Source organism: Nonomuraea sp. NPDC049028, assembly GCF_043197735.1.
Classification (GTDB): Bacteria; Actinomycetota; Actinomycetes; order Streptosporangiales; family Streptosporangiaceae; genus Nonomuraea.
The window spans coordinates 348921-370280 of the sequence record NZ_JBICTR010000011.1 but is presented as its reverse complement, the minus strand read 5'-3'; the positions used below and the strand labels follow the sequence as shown (position 1 = coordinate 370280).

18 protein-coding genes are annotated in these 21360 nt (G+C 70.9%); 6 read left to right on the top strand and 12 right to left on the bottom strand.

Annotated elements, in window-relative coordinates; genetic code table 11:
* Positions 1 to 10 precede the first annotated feature (10 nt).
* Entirely contained in the window at positions 11 to 1897 is a 1887-nt protein-coding gene (locus ACGFJ2_RS40670; RefSeq protein ID WP_358179577.1) for a glycosyltransferase family 2 protein, read from the top strand.
* A gap of 8 nt (positions 1898 to 1905) precedes the next feature.
* Here ACGFJ2_RS40670 and ACGFJ2_RS40665 read toward each other — a convergent pair whose 3' ends face one another.
* Together ACGFJ2_RS40665 and pseB are read right to left on the bottom strand one after the other, a co-directional pair.
* A complete protein-coding gene (locus ACGFJ2_RS40665; protein ID WP_393477638.1) occupies positions 1906 to 3030 on the bottom strand; it encodes a DegT/DnrJ/EryC1/StrS family aminotransferase in 1125 nt (374 codons plus the stop codon).
* Positions 3030 to 4013: a UDP-N-acetylglucosamine 4,6-dehydratase (inverting) gene (pseB, locus tag ACGFJ2_RS40660; RefSeq protein WP_357948455.1), complete on the bottom strand. Its 984-nt coding sequence runs from the start codon at positions 4011 to 4013 to the stop codon at positions 3030 to 3032. The genes ACGFJ2_RS40665 and pseB overlap by 1 nt, the downstream gene beginning before the upstream one ends.
* Positions 4014 to 4101: 88 nt before the next feature.
* Between pseB and ACGFJ2_RS40655 the strand changes: the two genes are divergently transcribed.
* Positions 4102 to 4830, top strand: coding sequence for a glycosyltransferase family protein (locus ACGFJ2_RS40655; protein ID WP_357948458.1), 729 nt, complete (start codon positions 4102 to 4104; stop codon positions 4828 to 4830).
* Complete coding sequence (locus tag ACGFJ2_RS40650) at positions 4827 to 5825, top strand: PseG/SpsG family protein (protein ID WP_393477634.1); 999 nt, start codon at positions 4827 to 4829, stop codon at positions 5823 to 5825. The genes ACGFJ2_RS40655 and ACGFJ2_RS40650 overlap by 4 nt, the downstream gene beginning before the upstream one ends.
* Before the next feature lie 85 nt (positions 5826 to 5910).
* Here the strand turns inward: ACGFJ2_RS40650 and pseI are convergent, their stop codons facing one another.
* Positions 5911 to 6954, bottom strand: coding sequence for a pseudaminic acid synthase (gene pseI / locus ACGFJ2_RS40645; RefSeq protein WP_357948463.1), 1044 nt, complete (start codon positions 6952 to 6954; stop codon positions 5911 to 5913).
* A complete protein-coding gene (gene pseH, locus ACGFJ2_RS40640) occupies positions 6951 to 7469 on the bottom strand; it encodes a UDP-4-amino-4,6-dideoxy-N-acetyl-beta-L-altrosamine N-acetyltransferase (RefSeq protein ID WP_357948466.1) in 519 nt (172 codons plus the stop codon). The genes pseI and pseH overlap by 4 nt, the downstream gene beginning before the upstream one ends.
* Positions 7470 to 7628: 159 nt before the next feature.
* Between pseH and ACGFJ2_RS40635 the strand changes: the two genes are divergently transcribed.
* The 3 genes from ACGFJ2_RS40635 to ACGFJ2_RS40625 are packed head-to-tail and all read left to right on the top strand — an operon-like array spanning position 7629 to position 11008.
* Entirely contained in the window at positions 7629 to 9068 is a 1440-nt protein-coding gene (locus ACGFJ2_RS40635) for a glycosyltransferase family 2 protein (RefSeq protein WP_357948469.1), read from the top strand.
* Between the two features lie 49 nt (positions 9069 to 9117).
* Positions 9118 to 9942 (top strand): CDP-alcohol phosphatidyltransferase family protein, encoded by an 825-nt coding sequence (locus tag ACGFJ2_RS40630; RefSeq protein WP_363993067.1) that lies wholly within the window; start codon positions 9118 to 9120, stop codon positions 9940 to 9942.
* Positions 9943 to 9958: 16 nt separating this feature from the next.
* A complete protein-coding gene (locus ACGFJ2_RS40625; RefSeq protein ID WP_357948475.1) occupies positions 9959 to 11008 on the top strand; it encodes a sulfotransferase in 1050 nt (349 codons plus the stop codon).
* Positions 11009 to 11051: 43 nt separating this feature from the next.
* Here ACGFJ2_RS40625 and ACGFJ2_RS40620 read toward each other — a convergent pair whose 3' ends face one another.
* The 8 genes from ACGFJ2_RS40620 to ACGFJ2_RS40585 all read right to left on the bottom strand — a co-directional run bounded on the left by ACGFJ2_RS40620 (position 11052) and on the right by ACGFJ2_RS40585 (position 21292).
* On the bottom strand, positions 11052 to 12116 hold the full coding sequence (locus ACGFJ2_RS40620; protein ID WP_393477630.1) for a glycosyltransferase: 1065 nt from the start codon (positions 12114 to 12116) through the stop codon (positions 11052 to 11054).
* Positions 12113 to 14749, bottom strand: a complete 2637-nt coding sequence (locus ACGFJ2_RS40615) for a CDP-glycerol glycerophosphotransferase family protein (protein ID WP_393477627.1) — start codon at positions 14747 to 14749, stop codon at positions 12113 to 12115. Before ACGFJ2_RS40615 ends, ACGFJ2_RS40620 begins: the two co-directional genes overlap by 4 nt.
* A gap of 159 nt (positions 14750 to 14908) precedes the next feature.
* A complete protein-coding gene (locus tag ACGFJ2_RS40610) occupies positions 14909 to 15646 on the bottom strand; it encodes an SRPBCC family protein (protein ID WP_357948483.1) in 738 nt (245 codons plus the stop codon).
* A 75-nt stretch (positions 15647 to 15721) separates the two neighbouring features.
* Complete coding sequence (locus ACGFJ2_RS40605; RefSeq protein ID WP_393477865.1) at positions 15722 to 16576, bottom strand: FAD binding domain-containing protein; 855 nt, start codon at positions 16574 to 16576, stop codon at positions 15722 to 15724.
* The gene (locus tag ACGFJ2_RS40600; protein WP_393477625.1) at positions 16573 to 18888 is read right to left on the bottom strand and encodes a xanthine dehydrogenase family protein molybdopterin-binding subunit; all 2316 of its coding nucleotides are present in this window, start codon (positions 18886 to 18888) and stop codon (positions 16573 to 16575) included. Before ACGFJ2_RS40600 ends, ACGFJ2_RS40605 begins: the two co-directional genes overlap by 4 nt.
* Entirely contained in the window at positions 18885 to 19367 is a 483-nt protein-coding gene (locus ACGFJ2_RS40595) for a (2Fe-2S)-binding protein (RefSeq protein WP_357948488.1), read from the bottom strand. The genes ACGFJ2_RS40600 and ACGFJ2_RS40595 overlap by 4 nt, the downstream gene beginning before the upstream one ends.
* Before the next feature lie 70 nt (positions 19368 to 19437).
* Entirely contained in the window at positions 19438 to 19641 is a 204-nt protein-coding gene (locus ACGFJ2_RS40590; protein ID WP_357948491.1) for a hypothetical protein, read from the bottom strand.
* Entirely contained in the window at positions 19631 to 21292 is a 1662-nt protein-coding gene (locus ACGFJ2_RS40585; RefSeq protein ID WP_393477622.1) for a PspC domain-containing protein, read from the bottom strand. Before ACGFJ2_RS40585 ends, ACGFJ2_RS40590 begins: the two co-directional genes overlap by 11 nt.
* Positions 21293 to 21360: the final 68 nt, after the last annotated feature.

Below are 21360 nucleotides of genomic sequence, written 5' to 3'. Positions count from 1 at the left end.
AGGAGTTCCCGTGCCGGTTCTTTCGGTGATCGTCCCGTTCTACAACGTTGAGAAGTACATCGGTCCCTGCCTGGATTCGCTGGCCGCGCAGAAGCTCCAGGACCTTGAGATGATCTGCGTGGACGACGGCAGCACCGACGGCGGTGCCGCCGTGGTCGAGGCCCGGATGGCGGCCGACCCGCGGATCAGCCTCATCCGGCAGGCCAACCAGGGGGTGGGGCGGGCCCGCAACATCGGCGTCCGCCGGGCCACGGGCCGCTACCTGGCCTTCGTCGACGGTGACGACAAGGTGCCGCCCCGCGCGTTCCAGCGGCTGGTCGCCTCCCTGGAGGCCACCGGTTCCGATCTGGCCTGCGGCAACGTCATGCGGCTGCACCGCAACCTGCTCGTACCCTCGTGGGCGCACAAGCAGGCGTTCGCCGAGTCGCGCAAGCGCACGCACATCACCCGCCACCCGCTGCTGATCCGCGACCGCATGCTGTGGAACAAGGTCTACCGGCTCGACTTCTGGAACGCCCTCGGCCTGGCCTTCCCCGAGCGCATGTACGAGGACCAGCCGGTCGCCATGGCCGCGCACGTGGGCGCCTCGTCGGTCGACGTGATCAAGGGCATCGTCTACCACTGGCGGCAGCGCGACGAGGAGGGCACCTCGATCACCCAGCGCCGCCTGGAGCCGGCCAACCTGCGGGACCGCCTGCTGTCGGTGCTGGAGACGGCCGCGCTGCTCACCACCGGCGCGCCCGCGCTCAAGCCGGACTTCGACCGTGACACGCTCGAGATCGACATGAGCGTCGCGGTGGAGGCGATGGCCATGATGGGCGCCGCGGCCGATCCCGGCCTCGTCGACCTGGTCGTTCGCTATCTCGACGGCGTCGCGCCGGAGGCGTGGCAGAGCATCCCGTTCGCGCAGCGGCTCCAGGTGCACCTGCTCCACGGACGTCGCCTGGACGAGCTGGCGCGCGTCTTCGAGCAGGACCGCGCGGGCCGGCTGCTTCCGCGGGTCAGCCCTCCGGGCCTGCTGCGCAAGCGCTGGTACGGCCGGCACCCGGCCATGCCCAGGCACCTGTCGGAGGTGTCGGCCGAGCTCAAGCTGTCGGCCCGGCTGGTCGAGCTGGAGTGGCGCGATGGCGAGCTCGGCGGCACGGGCCGGGTGAGCATCGGCCGGTTCGACGTCTCGGACCTGCGCCGTACGAGTGTGCAGGTGTGGCTGCAGGAGCGCAGGACCGGCGAGATCGTCGCGCTGTCCGACCAGCGCGTCTCACCGACCTGGGCGAGCGTCGAGCAGGAGGAGGGCGCTGCGGTGGCCGAGCACGGGTTCTCCTTCGCGTTCGCGTTCGACCCGGCGACGCTGAGCCGCGCGCAGCTTGCCCGGCTTGGGCACTGGGATCTGCGGGTACGGCTGCGCGGCCCCCGGCTGAAGCTGGAGGCGAAGGTCGTCGGATCGCGCTGGCTGCCGCCGCTGGTGCCCGCGCCGAAGCGCAGGGCGGGCGTGTGGCTGGTGCCGGTACGCGGCGGTGGCGGGGCCTGGGGATTGCGGCTGCGCCGGGCCGAGGCGCTGATCGGTGAGTGCCGGGTGGACGGTGACGACCTGGTCTTCTCCGGCGAGCTCAGCGACCCTGGCGACGGCGATCCGGTGCTGCGGCTGGTGCGCAGGAGCGACGGCGAGGAGATGTACTTCCCCGTCACGCTGGCCGGGCAGAGCTTCCGGGCCCGGGTGTCGCTGGTGGACATCGACGAGGTCGTCGGTCGTGAGTCGCGCTGGGACTTCGTCATCGACCAGGGCCGGGAGATCCGGCCGCTGGTACGTACTCGGGCGCGGCCGATCGTGACGGTCGCCGAGCGGCGCTTCCTGGTTGACCGGGGCGACGACGGCTGCCTCATGCTCGCCGAACGATGAGACGGCCGTCAGTCCAGGATGGCCCGCAGCCGGTCGACGACCTCGTCCTGCTGCTGGTCGGTGAGGTCGGGGAAGAGCGGCAGTGAGAGCTGCTCGGCGTAGTAGGACTCGGCTTCGGGGCAGATCCCGCGCCGGTAGCCGAGGTCCTCGAAGACCGGATGCCAGTAGGCCGGGATGTAGTTGACCTGCACCCCGATGCCCTCGGCCCGCATGCGTTCGTAGACCTCCCGCCTGCGGCCGTCGCGGACCCTGACCGGGTAGAGGTGCCAGCACGGCGTGGTGTACGGGCGCCGCGCGGGCAGCGTCAGGCCCGGCAGGTCGCCGAGCAGCGCGTTGTAGCGGGCGACCAGCTCGATCCGCCGCGCGCGGAAGCCTTCGAGTCGCCGCAGCTGGCTGAGGCCGAGCGCGCAGAGCACGTCCGGTAGCCGGTAGTTGAGGCCGAAGTCGTGGACCTCCTGGTGCCAGCCGCCGTGGCCGGGATCGCGCTGCTCGGCCGGGTCGCGGACCAGGCCGTGGTTACGGAAACGGGCGGCGCGGACATAGCGGTCATGGTCGCGTACGGCGACGGCGCCGCCCTCGGCGGTGGTCACGGTCTTGGTCGGGAAGAAGGAGAACGTGGTGAGGTCGGCCTGCTCCCCGACCGGCCGGTCCTTGTAACGCGAGCCGAGGGAGTGGGCGGCGTCGCCGATCAGCACGGCTCCGGTCCGGTCGGCTATCGCGCGGAGTTCGTCGTAGTCGGCGGGGTGGCCGGCGTAGTCGACCGCGGTGATCGCCTTGGTGGCGTCGCCCGCCAGTGACTCGACCGAGGCGGGATCGAGGTTGCCCGTGTCGGGCTGCACGTCGGCGAAGACCACCCGGGCGCCGCGCATGGCGGCGGTGGCGGCCGTCGCCACGAACGTCAGCGGCGACGTGATCACCTCGTCTCCCGGCCCGACCCCGGCCGCCGCGTACGCGACGTGCAGGGCCGCCGTGCCCGACGTGACCGCCAGGCACGGCACGCCGCCGGTCCACCGGGCCAGCGCGGCCTCGAACGAGCCGACCATGGGCCCGGTCGTCAGCCACTCGCCGAGCAGCACCTCGGTCACGGCCTGGACATCGGTGTCGGCGATCGACTGCCGTCCGTAGGGAAGCATCAGACGCCCACCGTCACCATGGCGCGCAGGTCCTCGACCGACAGCCAGCGGTCGTTGGTGTCGGAGCGGTAGGCGAAACCGTCCGGCAGCAGCTCGCCGCCCTGCGGGGGCACGTAGCCCCAGCTGGCGATCGTCGGCTGCACCACATAGCGGTCGCTCAGGCGCAGGGTCCTGCGGCCGTCGTCGGGGCCGATCATCTCCTCGTGCAGCTTCTCGCCGGGCCGGATGCCGATCTCGTAGACCGGGCTCCGGGGCGCCAGTGCTTGGGCCAGGTCGGGCAGGCGCATGCTGGGGATGCGCGGCACGTACAGCTCGCCGCCCTGCATCAGGTCGAAGGAGTCGACCACGAATCGGACGGCCTGGTCGAGCGTGATCCAGAACCGGGTCATCCGCTTGTCGGTGATCGGCACGCTGCCGCCCTCCTGGGCCAGCCGCAGGAAGAACGGCACCACCGAGCCCCTGCTGCCCACCACGTTGCCGTAGCGGACCACGGCGAAGCGGGTGACGTGGCTGGCGGCGTAGTGGTTGGCCGAGACGAACAGCTTGTCGGCGACCAGCTTCGAGGCGCCGTACAGGTTGATCGGGCTGGACGCCTTGTCGGTGGAGAGCGCGACGACCTTGCGCACGCCGCAGTCGATGGCGGCCTCCACCACGTTCTGGGAGCCGGAGACGTTGGTCCTCACGTATTCGAACGGGTTGTACTCGGCCGTGTCGACCTGCTTCAGCGCCGCCGCGTGCACGACGTAGTCGATGCCGTGCATGGCCCTGGCCAGGCGATCCCTGTCGCGCACGTCGCCGATGAACCAGCGCAGCCGCTGGTCGTCGTCGAACAGGTGACGTGCCTCGTACTGCTTGAGCTCGTCGCGCGAGAAGACCACCATGCGGCGCACGTCGAGGTGGTCCAGCGCGTGCCGGACGAAAGCCTTGCCGAAGGACCCCGTGCCTCCGGTGATCAGAATTGACGATCCACTGAGAATGCTCACGCGGCCCCCCGCCGTAGTCATCCGAGCTGCCCGGTAGCATAGCGCGATCGTTCGATGACACACGGTCACAGAGGGGAATGGGGCTTCCGTGCGAATTGTCGGAATCATCCAGGCGCGCATGGGCTCGACGCGCCTGCCGGGCAAGGTCTTGCGCGATCTCGGGGGCCGCTCCGTGCTGGGCTGGGTGGTCCGTGCGGTACGCGAGGCGGCCGCGGTCGACGATCTGGTGGTGGCGACCACCACGGAGGCGGTCGACGACGTGGTGGTGGCGGAGTGCCGCCGGCTCGGTGTGTTCTGGCACCGGGGGCCGGTCGACGACGTGCTCACCCGGTTCACGCAGGTGCTGCGGGGTCGCCCGGGCGACGCCGTCATGCGGTTCACGGCGGACTGCCCGCTGCTCGATCCGGTGGTGATCCGCGAGGCCGCGCTGGTCTTCCGCGCGGTGCCCGGCCTCGACTATCTGAGCACGAGCCTGGCGCGCACACTGCCGCGCGGGCTCGATGTGGAGATCGCGGGGCTGGCCGCGCTGAAACGGGCCGACCTGGAGGCCACCGCGCATCACCGCACGCATGTCACCTCCTACCTCTACACGCATCCGGGGGAGTCGCGGCTGCTCGGCCTCGCCTACGCGCCGTCGGCGGCCGACCTGCGGGTCACGCTCGACACCGAGGACGACTGGCGGCTCATCTCACGGGTCGTCGCGGAGCTGGGCGATCGGTGCGTGCCGGTACGGTCGCTGGTCGGCTGGCTGCGGGAGCGGCCCGAGGTGTGCGAGCTCAACGCGCACGTGGCGCAGAAGGCGTTGCAGGAGGCGTGACGCACCGGGTGGGGTTCCGCTGCGACGCGGGCGTGGCGAGCGGGGTCGGTCACCTGATGCGCTGCGTGGCGCTGGCCGAGGAACTGTGCGGGCGGGGGGCCGAGGTGCTGTTCCTCGGGGGCGTGGCGGGGTCGGCGTGGGCGGAGTCGCAGTTGCGGCAGCGCGCGTTCCCGCTGTGCCCGGCGCCTTCGGAGCCGCGCGCGCTGGCCGAGCTGGTGCGGGTGCTCGGGCTGGACGCGGTGGTGCTGGACTCGTACGTGCTGGCTCCCGGTACGGGCGCGGCGCTGCGGGCGGCGGGCACGGCCGTGCTGGCGATCGTCGACGGCGACCCGCTGGGCCAGGAGGCGGACCTCTACCTCGACCAGAACCTCGGCGCCGAGCTGCGCCCCTTCCGACACTCGGGGCAGGCTGCGGATGGGCCGTGGGGTGGGCGGCTGGCGGGGGCTCGTTATGTGCTGCTGCGGGACAGCGTCCTGCTGATGCGGGGGACCGCCCGCCGCCGCCCGGCCCGGCCGGAGGGGCCGCTGGTGCTGTGCTTCTTCGGCGGCACCGACAGCGCCGGTGTGGCGCCGGCCTGGGCCGGGGCGCTGCGTGCCACCGGGCTGCCATTCCGGGCGACCGTGGTCAGCCCGGTGTCGTTCGAGGTGGACGGGCCCGTCACGGTCATCCCGCCGACGGACCGGCTGCCCGGCCTGATGGCCGAGGCCAACCTGGTGATCACCGCGGCGGGCTCGGCCGTCTGGGAGCTGCTGCACCTGGGTGTGCCCACCGCGCTGAGCTGGGTGGCCGACAACCAGCTGATCGGCTACGAGGCGCTGGTCGGCGGCGGACTCGCGGCGGGGCTGGGACCGGCCCCGGACGCGGCGGCCGTTGGCGTCCTGGCCCGCCTGCTCGCCGACCCGGCGGCCCGCGAGGAGTACGGCAGGCGCGGCGCCGGACTGATCGACGGCCGCGGCAGGGAACGCGTCGCCGACGCGCTCCTCGCCCTCCTCTGAACCGAGCCCCCGTCGGACCAGTGAACCGGGCGCCCGTCGGACCAGTGAACCGGGCGCCCGTCAAAACCGGTGAAACCAGGGCGCGTCAGACCAGGTCCCAGGTCAGCGGGGTGCCGAGCGTGGCGTCCCTGGCGAAGCGGCGGCCCATCACCTGCGCCGCCGCCGCCGGCGGCAGCCCCCCGGCCGGCCGGATGGAGCGGACGTTCTGCTCTGTCACCGGCTCGCCCGCCCGCACATCCCGTACGACATACAGCGACCGCCGGAACCGCAGCCCCTCGCGCTCGGAGGCCCGCGGCCCGATGACCGCGCTGCCCAGCGACTGCCAGGCCCGCTCGCTCTCCACCACGAGCGCCGCGAGCTCGGCGGGCTCCAGCGAGAACGCCGAGTCGACACCCCCGTCACCCCGGTCCACCGTGACGTGCTTCTCGATCAGGCACGCCCCGAGCGCGACGGCCGCGAGCGCGGCGCCGATGCCGGGCGTGTGGTCGGAGATGCCGACGACCGCGCCGGTGAGCCCGGCGAGCAGCGGCAGCGAGCGCAGGTTGCTCTCGGCGGGCGCGGCGGGGTAGGAGGCGGTACAGGCCAGCATGGCGAGCTGGGTGCAGCCCGCCTCGCGGGCGGCCTCCGCGGCGGCGTGGATCTCGCCGATCGACGCCATGCCGGTGGAGATGATCAGCGGCTTGCCCGTGGCGGCGGCGAGCCTGATCAGGGGGAGGTCCACGATCTCCGAAGAGGCGATCTTGTAGGCCGGGGCGCCGAGATTCTCCAGCAGATCGATGGCCGTGGGGTCGAAGGGCGAGGAGAACGGGATGAGCCCCCGCCCGCGAGCCCTGGCGAAGATCGGCTCGTGCCACTCCCACGGCGTGTGCGCCCGCTCGAAGAGCCGGTAGAGCCGCTCGCCACCCCACAGCTCATGGTCGTCACCCAGGCGGAAGGCGGGGCCGTCGGCGTCGACGGTGATCGTGTCGGGGCGGTAGGTCTGCAGCTTCAGGGCGTGCGCGCCGCTGTCGGCCACCGCGTCGACGATGGCCAGAGCCTGCTCCAGGCGGCCGTTGTGGTTGCCCGACATCTCGGCGATGACGAAGGGGGGCTGTCCCGCCCCGATCGCCCGCCCGGCGATGGAGATCATGCGTGGTCCTTCCTCAAAGAGTCGTCCTTCCTGATGAGTTGCACGGTGACGACGTCGCGGCGGACGCCGTCGATGTCGCGCCGGTGGACGGCGACCTCGGCGAACCCGAAGCGCCGGTGCAGCCCCCTGGCCGCCTCGTTGCGGGCGAGCACCTCGCCACGCAGCGTGGTCAGCCCCAGCGGCCCGAAAGCGTGGTCGATGGCGGCCCGCTCCAGCCCGATCCAGGCCGGCAGCAGCGCGCCCGACGGCTCCAGCCCGGCCAGATCGAGGTAGAACCCCCACTCGCCGCTCCGCGCGGCGGGGTCGAGCTCGGAGAACGTCACCACCCCCGCCGCGGTCCCGTCGTGAACGTAGATCAGCACCCGCCTGGCCGGATCGTCCTTCACCCCGGCCCACCACCGGGCGTGCTCCTCCTCGGCGATGACGTGGGTGGTGAAGCTCGCCGCCCGCACCCTCGGGTGGTTGCGCCATCGGCGGATGGCGGGCAGCTCATGGTCGTGTACGGGTCTCAGCACGGCTTCCCCCTACTCAGCGCGCTCGATCCATTGCACAACGTAGCGGATCCATCCGGCAAAGAGCTGATCAGAGTGCGGCATCGAACGTCGTGCCGGAGTGATGGCCAGGGCATGCTGCCCTCGACCCCTACTACCCCGACCCCAAGGGAGCTTCTCGGTATGACGCCCATGCTCAGCGTCGTCGTCCCGATCTACAACGTGGAGCCGTATATCGGCGAATGTCTGGAATCTCTGGCGGCTCAGACGCTGGAGGACATCGAGGTCATCCTCGTGGACGACGGCTCGTTGGACGGAAGCGCGCGGGTGGCCCGTGAGTTCGTGGCCCGTGATCCGCGCTTCGTCCTGTTCGACCAGCCGAACCAGGGCCCAGGTCCGGCGCGCAACGCGGGGATCCGGCGGGCCCGCGGCACCTATCTGGCCTTCGCGGACAGCGACGACGTCGTGCCGCCCAAGGCGTACGAGCTGCTGGTCGAGTCGTTGCGGGAGAGCGGCTCGGACTTCGCGTGCGGCGGGGTGCTGCGCCTGAGGGAGGGCGAGCTGGCCGTGTCGTCCATGCACGAGAAGGCGTTCAGGCGCCCCGCGCGGGGCGCGCACATCCGGGAGCGCCGGTCCCTGATCAGGGACCGCACGGTCTGGAACAAGGTCTACCGGCAGGACTTCTGGCGCGCGCACGAGCTGGAGTTCCCGGCGGGGATCTATGAGGATGTGCCGCTCAGCATGCGGGCGCACGTACTGGCGAAGGGCGTCGACGTGCTCCCCGACATCGTCTACCACTGGCGTAAGCGCGAGGAGGGGGAGAGCTCGATCACCCAGCGGCGGATGGAGCTGCCGAACCTGGCCGAACGGCTGGCCGCCATCCGCGCGGTCCGGGCCTTCCTCAGTGAGCAGGAGCCCGAGCTGGCCGACGCCTTCGACGGCGTGGTGCTGGAGAAGGACCTCCTGTTCCTGTTCCAGGCGCTGGAGTACGCCGAGGACGACGAGGTCGGGCCGCTGCTCGAACTCTCGCAGGAGTGGCTGGCCGGGCTGAGCCCCGTCGCTCTCGGCGAGGTGGCGTCGCTGCGCCGGCTCGAACTCCACCTGCTGAGCCGCGGCCTGGTCGAGGAGCTGCGGGTGGTGCGCAGGTTCAGGCGCGACTCGGTCGACGGCACCCCCATCGTGCCGCACGAGATCGGCTGGTACGGCGACTACCCCTACTTCCGCGACCGGACCCTCCAGATCCCCGACGCCGTCTTCGAGGCGAGCGACGAGGTCAAGCTGCTGGCCACGGTCCATGAGTGCGGCTGGACGGGGAGCCGCTTCGAGGTAAGCGGCGAGGTGGTCCTCCACCGGGTGGCGCGGGAGCCGAACCGGATCGGCATGTGGCTGACCGACGGCGAGCGCCGGGTCCCGCTGGAGGTACGGCGTACGGGCGGGCAGGGCGTCTCGGTGGAGATCGACCCGGCACGGCTCGAAGAGGGCGGCCCGAGCTGGCGGCTGCACGCCCGCGTGGAACTGTGCGGCCTGGTGCTCAAGACGTGCTTTCGCGATGCCGAGGCGCAGAAGGTCTGGCGGCTGTCGGTGCCAGGATGGTCAAGAACCGGCATGGACATCGCCCAGTAGTTCCAGAGAGTAATTGGATCACGGCGGTGCGTCGCCATGCTTGGAAGCCATGAGGACCTATTCGCTGGATGACGTCTACGCGACACGCAAGCGGAGAGACTCCTGGTGGACCGTGTACTTCGTGGACCCGGTCGCCTGCCGGGCCGCTCTGCTGGTGGCCAACCACACGCGGTTGACACCCAACCAGCTCACGGTGGTCTCGCTGGTCCTCGGCATGGTGTCCGCCGTATGTCTCGCGATGGACCTGCTGGCCGCGGGGGCGGCCATGTTCTATCTGAGCTTCATGGTGGACTGCCTTGACGGCAAGATAGCGCGGCTCAAGGGCTCGGGGACGCCCTTCGGCCTGTGGCTCGATTACGTCGGCGACCGGATCAGGGTGGTGTGCTGCGCCACCGGCCTCGCTTACGGCCAGTACGCGATCACCGGCGACGTCCGCTACATCGTCATGGGCGCGGCGGTGGCGGTGGTCGACCTGTTCAGGTACGTCAACGCGCCGCAGATGAAGCGGGTCCGCGAGACGGTCAAGGCGGAGCGGGAGGCCGACGGGGAGGCCCGGGCGGAGGAAGAGGACGAGCCCGAGGTGCGGATCCCGCGCCAGAGGCCGCCGATGAGCCGGTCACGTCGCCTCATGCGGCGGATCAACAAGGCGATGGTCCGCCGCCGTATCCGTGCCCACCTGATCAGCGGCATCGAGTTCCACGCCGCGGTGTTCGTGGTCGCGCCGCTCGTGGGCACCGTGGCGCTGATCCCGGTTTCCGCGGTCGCCAGCGTCTCGTTGCTGGTCAACGAGGTCTGGCTCGTCCACCGGATGTGGCTCTTCACGCGCAAGCACAGCGTGCCCTCCACGAGGAGCCGAGAGCACGTTCTCGTCTAAGTTTTCGGGGGTTTTCATGTCAGACCGGCCCATTTTCGTCGTCGGCTGTCCGCGCTCCGGCACCACGATGCTGCAGCTCATGCTCCACTCGCACCCGCGGATCGCGGTGCCGCCGGAGACCAGGTTCCTGGTGCCCGTCTACCACCGGCGCCGCTCGTTCGGCGACCTGCGCGTCGAGGAGCGCCGCCGCGCGCTCGCGGAGTGGATCGCGGGCGACCGCAGCACCAAGTTCCGCGAGCTCAAGATCGACAGGGAGGACTTCGTCCAGCAGGTCGTGGACGGGCCCGGGACGCTCGGCTCGGTGCTCGGCACCACCTTCCGCATGTACGCCGACCGCTTCGACAAGGCCCGCTGGGGAGACAAGCGGCCGAGCTACGTCAAGCAGGTCGACATCCTGCTCAGGCTCTTTCCCGACGCCCAGTTCATCCACCTGATCAGGGACGGCCGCGACTGCGTCTCGTCACTGAAGGAGATGCCCTGGTACACGCTGGACTCCTTCCACGCGATCTCCACCTGGGCCGAGGCCATCGACGCGGGCAACAGGCTGCGGCGGATGCTGCCCGAGGACACCTACTACGAGCTGCGGTACGAGGACCTGACCGACGACCCGGCGACCGAGATGAAGAAGCTCTGCCACTTCCTCGACGAGGACTTCGACCCGAGCACGGTCTCTCCGCGCGAGGCGGCCACCGTGGCGGTCCCCGCGCACAAGGTCTGGCACAGCAACACGCACGGCGAGGTCACCCGCGCCAGGGTGGGCAGCTGGGCCAAGCGGCTGGAGGACTGGGAGATCTCGCTGTGCGAGCAGGTGCTCGGCGACCGGCTGGAGGCCAACGGCTACGAGCTGTCCGGCGCGCCGGCAGCGTCCAAAGAGCACCTGGTCACCTGCCACAAGACGATGCAGAAGCGGCGCGCCAACCGGATGCGCAAGATGGTGCGCGACCGCATCAACCGGCTGCGCGAGCCGAGCCCGGTCGCCGCGCTGCTCACCTCGAAGCAGCAACTGCTCGCCGGGATTCCGCAGCCGCGTAACGAGTCGCCCGAGCTGGCCCAGCGCGCGCGGTAACAACAGCGCGCGCGGTAACAGAGCGCGGTGATGAACCTGGCCGTCACCTGGTCAGGTGGACGAACAGGGATTCCCAGCGGTCCAGCACGTGGTCGAGCCGGAAGGCGGCGGCCCGTGCCCGAGCGGCGGCGCCCAGGCGCCGCCGCTCCCACGCCGAGCCCATCAGCCGGGCCAGCGCCGCGCCGAACGCGCCGACGTCCCCGGCCGGGACGAGCACCGGCGCCGCCGACCGCACCCCGCCCGACACGTCGAACGCCACCGCGGGCACCCCATGCGCCGCCGACTCCAGCAGCACGATGGGCAGCCCCTCGTGCTCGCTGGTCAGCCCCACGATCGCCGCCTCCAGGTATTCGCCCGTCATCCGGGCGGCGGGGACGCGGCCCCTGAACACCACCCGCTCCCCGACCCCCTCACGCACGGCGTGCGCGCGCAGCCGCTCCAGCTCGCTACCGTCGCCGATCAGGTGCAGCTCCCACGGCGCCGGCGCGCCGGCCCTGGCGAACGCGCTGATGAGCCGGTCGAACCGCTTGACCCCCTCCATCCGCCCCACCCCCAGCACCCGGGGCGTCTCCAGCCCGGAAACCTCCTCCGGCCAGCGCGCCAGCGGGTTGGGCAGGGCCCAGGTGTTGGGCAGCAGCGCGTCCTCGGAGAAGCGCCAGGCGTCGTCCTCGCTGAGGAAGACCGCCTGGTCGAGCTTGGGGTAGTGCTGTCGGATCGAGCCGAGGTGCCAGCAGCCGCGGGCGTGCTCGTACGAGCCGTGATACTGCCCGACCCGATGGAGCGAGCCGGGCAGGACGGACGTCAGCCGCGTCACCACCCCCGGCGAGGTCAGCACCGCGAAACCCGTCCGCATCGGGCCGAACAGGGCGGCCAGCCGCTCGTCGGCCCGCCTGCGTGCCCGCGGGCTCTGCGGTCCCAGGGGTTCCGGGCTGATCACGTGGCGCCGGTAGCCGGGCTCCTCGACGTAGCGGAACGGCGCCGCCGCCTGGTGCAGGCTGACCACGTGCACGTCGTAGCCGCGTTCGGCCAGCCCCTGCGCCAGGGTGTGCGTCACCTGCTGGATGCCCCCCAGCGTGTCGGCGTCCATGCAGGCGAACACCACGGTCACGACGCCGCCCGATGCCCGAAGAAGGCGTCCACGACGCGCGCGGCGGCGTCCCCACGCTCGTCGGCGCACCACAGCTCGCGGAAGGCCGCGTACCGCTCGGCATGGGCCGCGTGTACGGCCGGCAGCTCCCGTAGCGCCTCGACCACCTCCTCGGTCGTCGTGACGCACGGCCCGGGGGCTATCGCCGGCAGGTCGTGGTAGACGCCCCGCTCGGTCAGCCGGTACTCGTCCCAGTCGTCGATCAGGAACACCATGGGCTTGCCGGTCAGCGCGTAGTCGCACATCACTGACGAGTAGTCCGTGAGGAGCGCGTGCGAGGCCAGCATCAGGTCGTTGATCTCCGGGTACGACCCGGCGGGCCGGACGAAGTGCCTGACGTGCTGCGGGGTCCTGAAGCGTTCCACCGGGTGCGTCCGCAGGATCAGCACCCACTCGCCGGCCAGTTCCTCGGCCATCAGCTCCAGGTCCGCCCGGACCGATCGGCCGCTGTTCTTGGCCCCGTCGCGATAGGTGGGCGCGTACAGCAGGATCTTCCTGCCGGGCGGTATCTCCAGCCGTTGCAGGACGTCGTGCCTGCTCTCCTGGCGCACCAGCGCGTCGCAGCGCGGCGTGCCGTACCTGAGGACCTGGCCCGTGTAGCCGTTGGAGGGCAGGAAGACCCGCGAGAACTCGGCGCTCGGCGAGACGAGCGCGTCCCAGCGGGCGACGGCGGCGCGCCACTCGGTGCGCGGGCGGTCGAAGTCGGCGCGCAGGTCGGGCGCGTCGAAGCCGACCGACTTGATGCCCTGGCCATGCCAGGTCTGGAGATAGCGGGTACCGGGTGGTTTCGGGTAGTTGAGCGGGAAGCCGTGGCTGTCGACCCAGATGCCCGCGCGGGCCAGCAGCCATACGTACCGCCAGCCGCCGCGGCGGACGAGCCGGGCGTCGGCGGGGAAGTTCGCCCGGCACCTGGCCACCGACCAGAAGACGCGGATCGGCAGGCCGCGCCGCCGCAGTTCCTCGTAGATGGCGCGCGGGCTGCCGGTGTAGCCCTTGCCGACGTCGGCCTCGAACAGGGCCAGGTCAGGGCGGGGCGGGAGCAGGCGGATCACCGTCTTGTAGAAGCGCAGCTTCATCGCCGGTGTGCTGAACCGCCGCAGCAACCGGCGCTTGATCCGGTGGAGCCGTGACCTGACCGATGGGACGCGTACGCGCAGGTAGGCGGCGTTGCCCTCGGCCGTGACCGTACGCGCCAGCTGCAGCGCGATCGGCTCCATGTCGGGCGGGGCCATCAGCCGGTCCATCGTGGTGCGGCCGTCGCAGTTCCTGGTGAACCCGATGCGCGGCTCGCATGAGGCCGTGGGCGTGAAGGTGATCTCACTCACGTAGCCGCCGTCACCGGACGGGACCGGATCGATGGGGACGCGTTGGCCGCCGAGCTGGAGGAAGGCCGTCCAGTCGACCGGCAGCACCCCGAAAGGGTCGTAGGTGTGCACGCTCATCCGGATCCGCTCGCCGTCCCCGGCGATCTCGGTCACCTCGTGCCGCAGCCGGGCCGCGGTATAGGGCAGCTCGGCCATGCGCAGCCGGGTGATGTCCATGCCGGGCGTGACCGCCGTGCCCCAGTACGTCCGCCCCTCATGGCGTACGGCGGCCCGTGGGGCGGCGCACGGGTCGGGCAGTGACCGGGCGGCCACCAGCAGGTCGTCGACCCGGTCGTCGAGGATGAGATGACAGCAGACCCGGACCATCGGCTCGATCCGCTCGAACACCTCAAGCGGGATCTCCTCCAGGTACGGCCGCACGACGGCGGCGAACTCCTTGGCCCACACCCGGCCGCGCCTGGGCAGCGGGTTGAGGTAGACGCGCAGGTCCTGCCTGAGGAAGCGGTACTGCCGGTCGGGCACCAGGTCGGCGGCGTCGTGGGCGCGCAGCACGTCGTCGCTCATCCGGGCCGCCGCCACGCGATGCCGTACGTTGTCCATCTCCTTGATGTTGAGCGAGATGGAGCGGTCGTCGGACGCGCGGTGCCAGTGGTAGACCACCCAGGGCACGACCGCGAAGCGGCGCGACACGGCGTACAGGCCAGCCGCGAAGACGTGGTCCTCGTAGTGGATGTCCTCCGGGAAGCGCAGCCCGTTCTCGCGCAGGAAGCGCACGTCGTAGAGCTTGTTGGTGCTGAAGCAGTCGAGGAACAGCTCGGGCTCCGCGCCGATGCCCGCCACGACCCGCCGCCTGGCGAACAGCGACGGGTAGTAGGGCGTCAGCCGGCCGTTCCGCTCGTGCAGCCGGGAGATCTGCCCGGCCACGAAGTCGGCGCCGGTCCGCTCGATCTCGCCGAGCAGGCTCTTGCAGGCGTGCCTGGGCAGCTCGTCGTCGCTGTCGAGGAACATCACGTACGGCGCGGTCGTCGCGTCGAGACCGTCGTTGCGCGGCGCGCCGCAGCCTCCGCTGTTGACCTGCCGGCGCAGGTAGCGGACGCGGGGATCGGACCGCGCCAGCTCGCTCGCCACCCGGGGGGTGTCGTCGGTGCTCGCGTCGTCGGCGATGATCACTTCGAGGTCGTGTAGCGACTGGCCGAGTACGGATCGCACGGCCCTGGGCAGGCGGGCCGCGTCGTTGTAGGTGATCACGACAACAGTGCAGTCCGGCATGCTCATCTCCCCCGAATGTCCCCCGAAATAAGACATGTGGGGATGAACTGCCCCGGCTTCGGGCGAAGTGTCCGGACTTGATGGTGTCTTTGCTGATATCAGCGCGACTGATCAGCCGGCCGATATCAGCGCATGAGACGTCTGATCAGCCGGCCGATGTCAGCGCATGAGACGTCTGATCAGCCAGCCGATGAACAGCAGCCCCGCGATCGCCCCGGCGACGGGCGCCAAGCGCTTCAGCAGTGGCGTCCCGGCGATCTCCAGGAGGTCGAGCGCCTCCTCATCGGGCGTGCGCGACGTACGCAGCGTCCCGGCGGGCCGGACGTCCTCCTCGGGACCGGGCACCACGCTCAGCCGCGGCTCACCCTCCAGGGGCTCCGCGGGTACCGCTACGGGCACGGCGGGCGCCTCGTGGGCGGGCTCGGTCACCAACTGCGTCTCGTGAGCCGGCTCGGTCAGCAACTGCGCGAGGTTGGCGGCGAACTTGTCGATGAGCTTCGCGCCGACCTCGGCCATGACCCCGCGCCCGAACTGGGCGGGCCGGCCGGTCACGTTGAACGACGTCTCCACCCGGACCGTGGTGGACCCGTCGTCCGGCGTCAGCGTGGCCTTGACGGTCGCCGAGGCCGTCCCCGCGCCGCGCGCTTCCTTGCCCGACGCCTCGATGGTGAGCGTATGGGCGTCCTTGTCCACGTTCTCGAACCTGGCCACGCCACGGTAGGTCACGGTGATCGGGCCGACCTTGACCTTCATCCGGCCGGTGAACTCGTCGCCCTCGAAGAGGTCGAGCGAGGCCCCGGGCAGGCATGGCGCGACCCGTTCGACGTCCAGCAGTACGGCCCACGCCTGCTCGACCGGCACCGGAACGCTGAACTCATGCTCGAACCGCATCGCCATGGATCCGCTCCTCTCCGCTGATTGCGACATTACGACTGAGAAGGGGCGCCCCGAAAGGGCGCCCCCTCGAACCGATCAGGGAGACCCGGCGGCGTGCAGAATCGCGCGATGGGTCAGCACCCTGGCCAGGTGCCGGCGATAGTCGGGCTGGGCATGCAGGTCGGAGGGCGGAGAGGTGTCGGCCGCCGCCTCCTCGCACGCCTGCCGTAGGTCATCGCTCAGCTGCCTGCCCCGCAGGGCGGTCTCGACCGCGTGGGCTCGTACGGGCGTCGGGCCCATGTTGGTCAGGCCGATCCGCGCCTCCGCGATCGCTCCGTTGGAACGCTTGACCGCCGCGGCCACCCCGACGATGGCCCACGACTGCGCGGTCCGGTGGAACTTCTCGTAGTGATAGCCCCAGCCGGCGCCGAGCTTCGGCAGCCGCACCCCGACCAGGACCTCTCCCGGCCGCAGCGCCGACTCCAGGTAGTCGACGAAGAACTCGGCGGCGGGGATCTCCCGCTCGCCCTCGGGCGACCTGGCCACGAAGACGCCCTCCAGCGCCAGGACCACCGCGGGCAGGTCACCCGCCGGGTCGCAGTGCGCCAGAGAGCCGCCGAACGTGCCGCGGTGGCGTACGGCGGGATCGGCGACCGTCGCGGTGGCCTGCGCCACGAGCGGGCAGTCGGCGTTGACCACGCCGGAGCGCATCACCTCGTCGTGCGTGGCCATCGCGCCGATGAAGACGTGGTCGCCACGGTCGTGCACGCCCGTCAGCTCGGGCAGGCGGCCCACGTCGACCAGCTTCGACGGGTAGGCCAGCCGGAGCCGGAGCAGCGGGAGGAGCGACTGGCCACCGGCGAGGACCTTGGCGTCCTCGTCGGCGGAGAGCTCCTGGACGGCCTCGCCGAGCGAGCCGGCGCGGACGTAGTCGAACTGGGCCGGGATCATCGCAGCGCCCTCCAGATCCGCTCGGGTGTACATGGCATCTGGATGTCGTGGATGCCGCGTGGTCGCAGCGCGTCGACGATGGCGTTGACGACCGCCGGGGTCGAGGCGATCGTGCCGGCCTCGCCGACGCCCTTGGCACCCAGCGGATTGCTGGTGGCCGGGGTCTCGGTCCGGTCGGTGACGAAGTCCGGCAGGTCCATCGCCGTCGGCAGCAGGTAGTCGGCCATCGTGGTGGTGAGCAGATTGCCCTCCGAGTCGTAGACGGCCTCCTCGTACAGCGCCTGCGCGACGCCCTGCGCGATGCCGCCGTGGATCTGGCCCTCGACGATCATCGGGTTGACCACCGTGCCCACGTCGTCGACCGCCACGTACGAGCGGATCTTCGCCATGCCGGTCTCGGTGTCCACATCCACCGCGCACAGGTGGGTGCCGTGCGGGAAGGAGTAGTTCTCCGGGTCGAAGGTGGCGTCGGAGTCGAGCCGGGCCTCGACGCCCTCGGGCAGGTCGTGGGCGGTGAACGCGGCGTAGGCCAGCTCTTGGATGGTCTTCTGGGAGTCGGTGCCCTTCACCTTGAACACGCCCTCGGCGAACTCCAGGTCGTCGGGCGAGCACTCGAGCAGGTGCGAGGCGAGCTTCCTGGCCTTGTCCTTGACCTTGTCACACGCCTTGAGCACGGCGATGCCGCCGACGGTCAGCGAGCGCGAGCCGTAGGTGTCCATGCCCTTGTGCGCGATCGCCGTGTCCCCGTGGAGCACCGTGATGTCCTCGAACGGCACGCCGAGCGCGTCGGCCGCGATCTGGCTCCACGCCGTCACATGTCCCTGGCCGTGCGGGGAGGTGCCGGTGATGACCTCGACCTTGCCGGTCGGCAGCATGCGTACCGAGCCGTGCTCCCAGCCGCCCGCGCCGTAGTTGGCCGCGCCGAGCATCCGGGACGGGGCCAGCCCGCACATCTCGGTGAACGTGCTCACCCCGATCCCGAGCTGGACCGGGTCGCCCCGGTCGCGCCGGTCGGCCTGTTCGGCGCGCAGCTTGTCGTAGCCGAACAGCGCCATCGCCTTGTCCGTCGCCGCCTCGTAGTTGCCCGAGTCGTAGGTCAGTCCGGAGATGGTGGTGTACGGGAACTCCTCGTGCTTGATCCAGTTGCGCCGCCGTACCTCCAGCGGGTCCAGGCGCAGCTCGGCGGCCAGCTCGTCCATGATCCGCTCGATGCCGTACGTCGCCTCGGGCCGGCCCGCCCCCCGATAGGCGTCGGTCGGCATCTTCGTGGTGAAGACGCCCGTACAGCCGAACTCGTAGGCGTCCATCTTGTAGATGGCGTTGAACATCGACGCGCCGAGCAGCGGCACGCCGGGCGTGACCAGCATCAGGTAGGCGCCCATGTCGGCCAGCAGCTCCACCTGCAGCCCGCGGATCCGCCCGTCGGCCTCGGCCGCCAGCCTGAGGTGCTGGATCTGGTCGCGGCCGTGGTGCACGGTCAGGTTGCCCTCGGAGCGGGACTCCGTCCACTTGACCGGCTTGCCCAGCCGCTTGGTGAGCAGCAGGCACAGTACCTCTTCGGCGGTGACCTGGAGCTTGGAGCCGAACCCGCCGCCCACGTCGGGCGCGATCACCCGGATCTTGTGCTCCGGGATGCCGGTCACCACGGCCAGCATGACGCGCAGGACGTGCGGGATCTGCGTGGCCGACCAGAGCGTGAAGGAGTCGCCGTCGGTGGTCGCGAGCACCGCCCGCGGCTCCATCGCGCTCGGGATCAGCCGCTGCTGGATATAGGTCCGGTCGATGACCACCGGCGCGTCCCTGAAGGCCGCCTCGATGTCACCCGAGGTGATCTTCGCGGTGAACGCCTGGTTGCCCGCCTCGTGCACCTTGGGGCTGTCAGGGGTGAGCGCCTCGTTCATGTCGAGTACGGGCGGCAGCGGCTCGTAGTCGACCTCGATCGCCTCCAGCGCGTCCGCGGCCAGGTAGTGGTCGGTGGCGACCACGCAGGCGACGGCCTCGCCCACGTAACGCACCTCCGACACGGCCATCGGCGGGTGGTCGGGGATCACGATGTCCTCGCTCACCGGCCAGGCGCACGGCAGGCTGCCCTGCTCGGCGGCGAAGTCCTGGCCGCTGAACGCCGCCACGACACCCGGCAGTTCGCGTGCCGCCGAGACGTCGACCCCGGTGATCCGCGCGTGCGCCATCGGGCTGCGCAGGAACATGACATGCAGCATCCCCGGCTGCCGCAGGTTGTCGGTCCACTGGGTACGCCCGGTCAGCAGCCGCCTGTCCTCCTTGCGCTTCCTCGCCTTGCCGACCTCGGTCATGGTGTCTTCACCGCCTGGCCCATCTCCTGCGCGCCCCGGCGTACCGCGCGGACGATGTTGCAGTAGCCGGTGCACCGGCAGAGGTTGCCTTCCAGGCCCTCCCTGATGGCGTCCTCCGACGGGTCCGGATTGTCCCTGAGCAGGTCGATCGCGGCCATGATCATGCCGGGGGTGCAGTAGCCGCACTGCAGGGCGTGTTCCTCGTGGAAGGCCTGCTGCATCGGGTGCATCGACCCGTTGGCGCCCAGGCCCTCGATGGTGACGACGTCGCAGCCGTCGGCCTGCACGGCGAGCACCGAGCAACTCTTCACACTCTTGCCGTCGAGCATGACGGTGCAGGCGCCGCAGTTGCTGGTGTCGCAGCCGACCGGGGTGCCGGTCTTGCCCAGACGATCTCGTAGCAGGTGGACGAGAAGGAGCCGCGGCTCGACTTCCTCCTCGTACTTGACTCCGTCGACGGTGATGGCTGTCCGAGGCATACGTCCTCCCAGAGGAGCGCGGGAAAGGCGGACAAGGCCAACGTACGCCGGTGTTTTTCCCGGTCAAGGGTTACTTGCCGCGGATCACCCGCGCGATTACGGCGACGAACCCCGCGAAGCCCAGCCCGATGATGACCAAAGACACCAGGACCAGGGGGTCCGTGATCTTATGGGTCAGGATCAGGATGCCCAGCACCACGAAAAGCATGCCGCTCAGCAGTGCCATCCAGTCCGTCCGGTGCACGCGGCGCGGCTTGTCGACCTCACGCGCCACGCCGCACCTCCATGTCGCCGATGCCGCCCCGCAGGTTCAGCACGATCGTCGGGACGGCGCCCTTCGGGCGCGTGTCGGGCTCCAGCACCTTGTCGAATTTGACGTCTACGCCGCCTCTGAGCGACTGGTCCACCTTGATGTCGCCGACCTTGTTGGTGGCGTGCACCTCGACCCGCGCCGTCGGTGGCACGATCACCATCAGCTCGCCGATCGAGACCTTGGCGTTGACCGTCAGGCTCGCCCCCGGCGTGAGCTTGAGCTCGGACAGGTCGAGCCGGCCGTCCCCGACGCCCACGTCGTAGATCCGGTTCGTCTCCGCCACGGTGGTCGGCCGCCAGACGAAGTCGCCGACATTCCGCGGCAGGTCGCCGACCATCAGACCGAGACCGATCAGCAGGGCGACCATGGTGCCGGCCGCGACCAGGCCCGCGCCTCGGCCCCACCAGGCGGCGATGAGCAGCCCGGCGCCGATGGTGACGAGTACGGCGCCGCCGACCAGGGTGGGACTGACCCCCGAGGCGGACCTGGCTTGGACCGCCACGACGATCCCTCCAATGATGATTGCCAGCAACATGGTCATGGCGCCGATGAACGATCTGGGCCGCTTCTGCTTCTGGCGGGGCGGGGGCGTCGGCCTGCCGTACAGGGCGGGGTCGTACGGCGAGTAGCCGCCGGCTCGTTTGCGCGGGTCGAGCGGCTGGAAGGGGCCGTTCGGCGCGAACGGCTCGCCGTAGCTGAGGGCGGTCATCGGCTCGGCACGGAAGCGCGGCGGCGCGGGCGGCTGGGGCGGCTGGGGCGGCCGCTCGGGGGCGGGCCTCCGGTGCGGCTCCGCGCTCCCGTACGGCTCCGCGCTCCCGTATGGCTCTGCCCTCTCGTATGGCTCGGCGCGAACGGCAGCCGGCTCATCGGCCGGCCTGTCGATCGGCGCTCGCGTCGGTTCGACCGGCTTGTCGATCGGCACGTCGGCGGGGACGGGGTTGACGCGCGTCGGGGCGGTCGGCGGCTCCGATCCGGCGGGCGACGCGGCCACCTTCTCCGTCGGCGTCTCTGCCGCCCGGTCCGTCTCCGTCACCGGTTCGCGTGTGTACGGCGCGGCGGCCGGGCGGGGCCGCGCGTAGCCAGTCGTAGGCGCGGTTTGGCCGGAGATGGGCGAATATGTGATGTCGTTCAGGTACGGCTCGGGCTCGCCCGGCTGGGCGCGGCGGGTGAGCCGCTCGGGCATCGACCGGACCAGGCCGAGCAGGTCCACGCCGTTGGTGTGCGCCGCGAGCAGCCCGATGGCCAGCAGCATGCCGACCACCAGCGTGCCCGAGTCGAGCCAGACCGTGGCCAGGTTGAGGCCGAGCCCGGCGGCGAGCACCGCCGTCAGCAGCGCCATCACGGTGGCGGCGTCGAAGTCGCGCCCGGTCCACTGCTCGATGTATCCGGGCCGTCCGTTCGGCTCCTTCATCAGCAGGAACGCCGCGATGTACAGGAACAGCCCCATCCCGGAGCCGAAGAGCAGCACCGCGAAGGCCACGCGGAACACCACCGGGTCGATCCCCGTGTAGCGTCCGAGCCCGGCGCAGACTCCCATGAGGAAGCGCCCCTCGCTGCTGCGTCGCAGCGCGGTCGGCGGAGCGGCCGGTTCCTTCGGTGGTGCTTCTGTCATGCCACTATCGTGGCCCCACCGGCCCGCCGTCTGCATCCGGGAGACCCCTGACCCGACCCGGGGGTTGT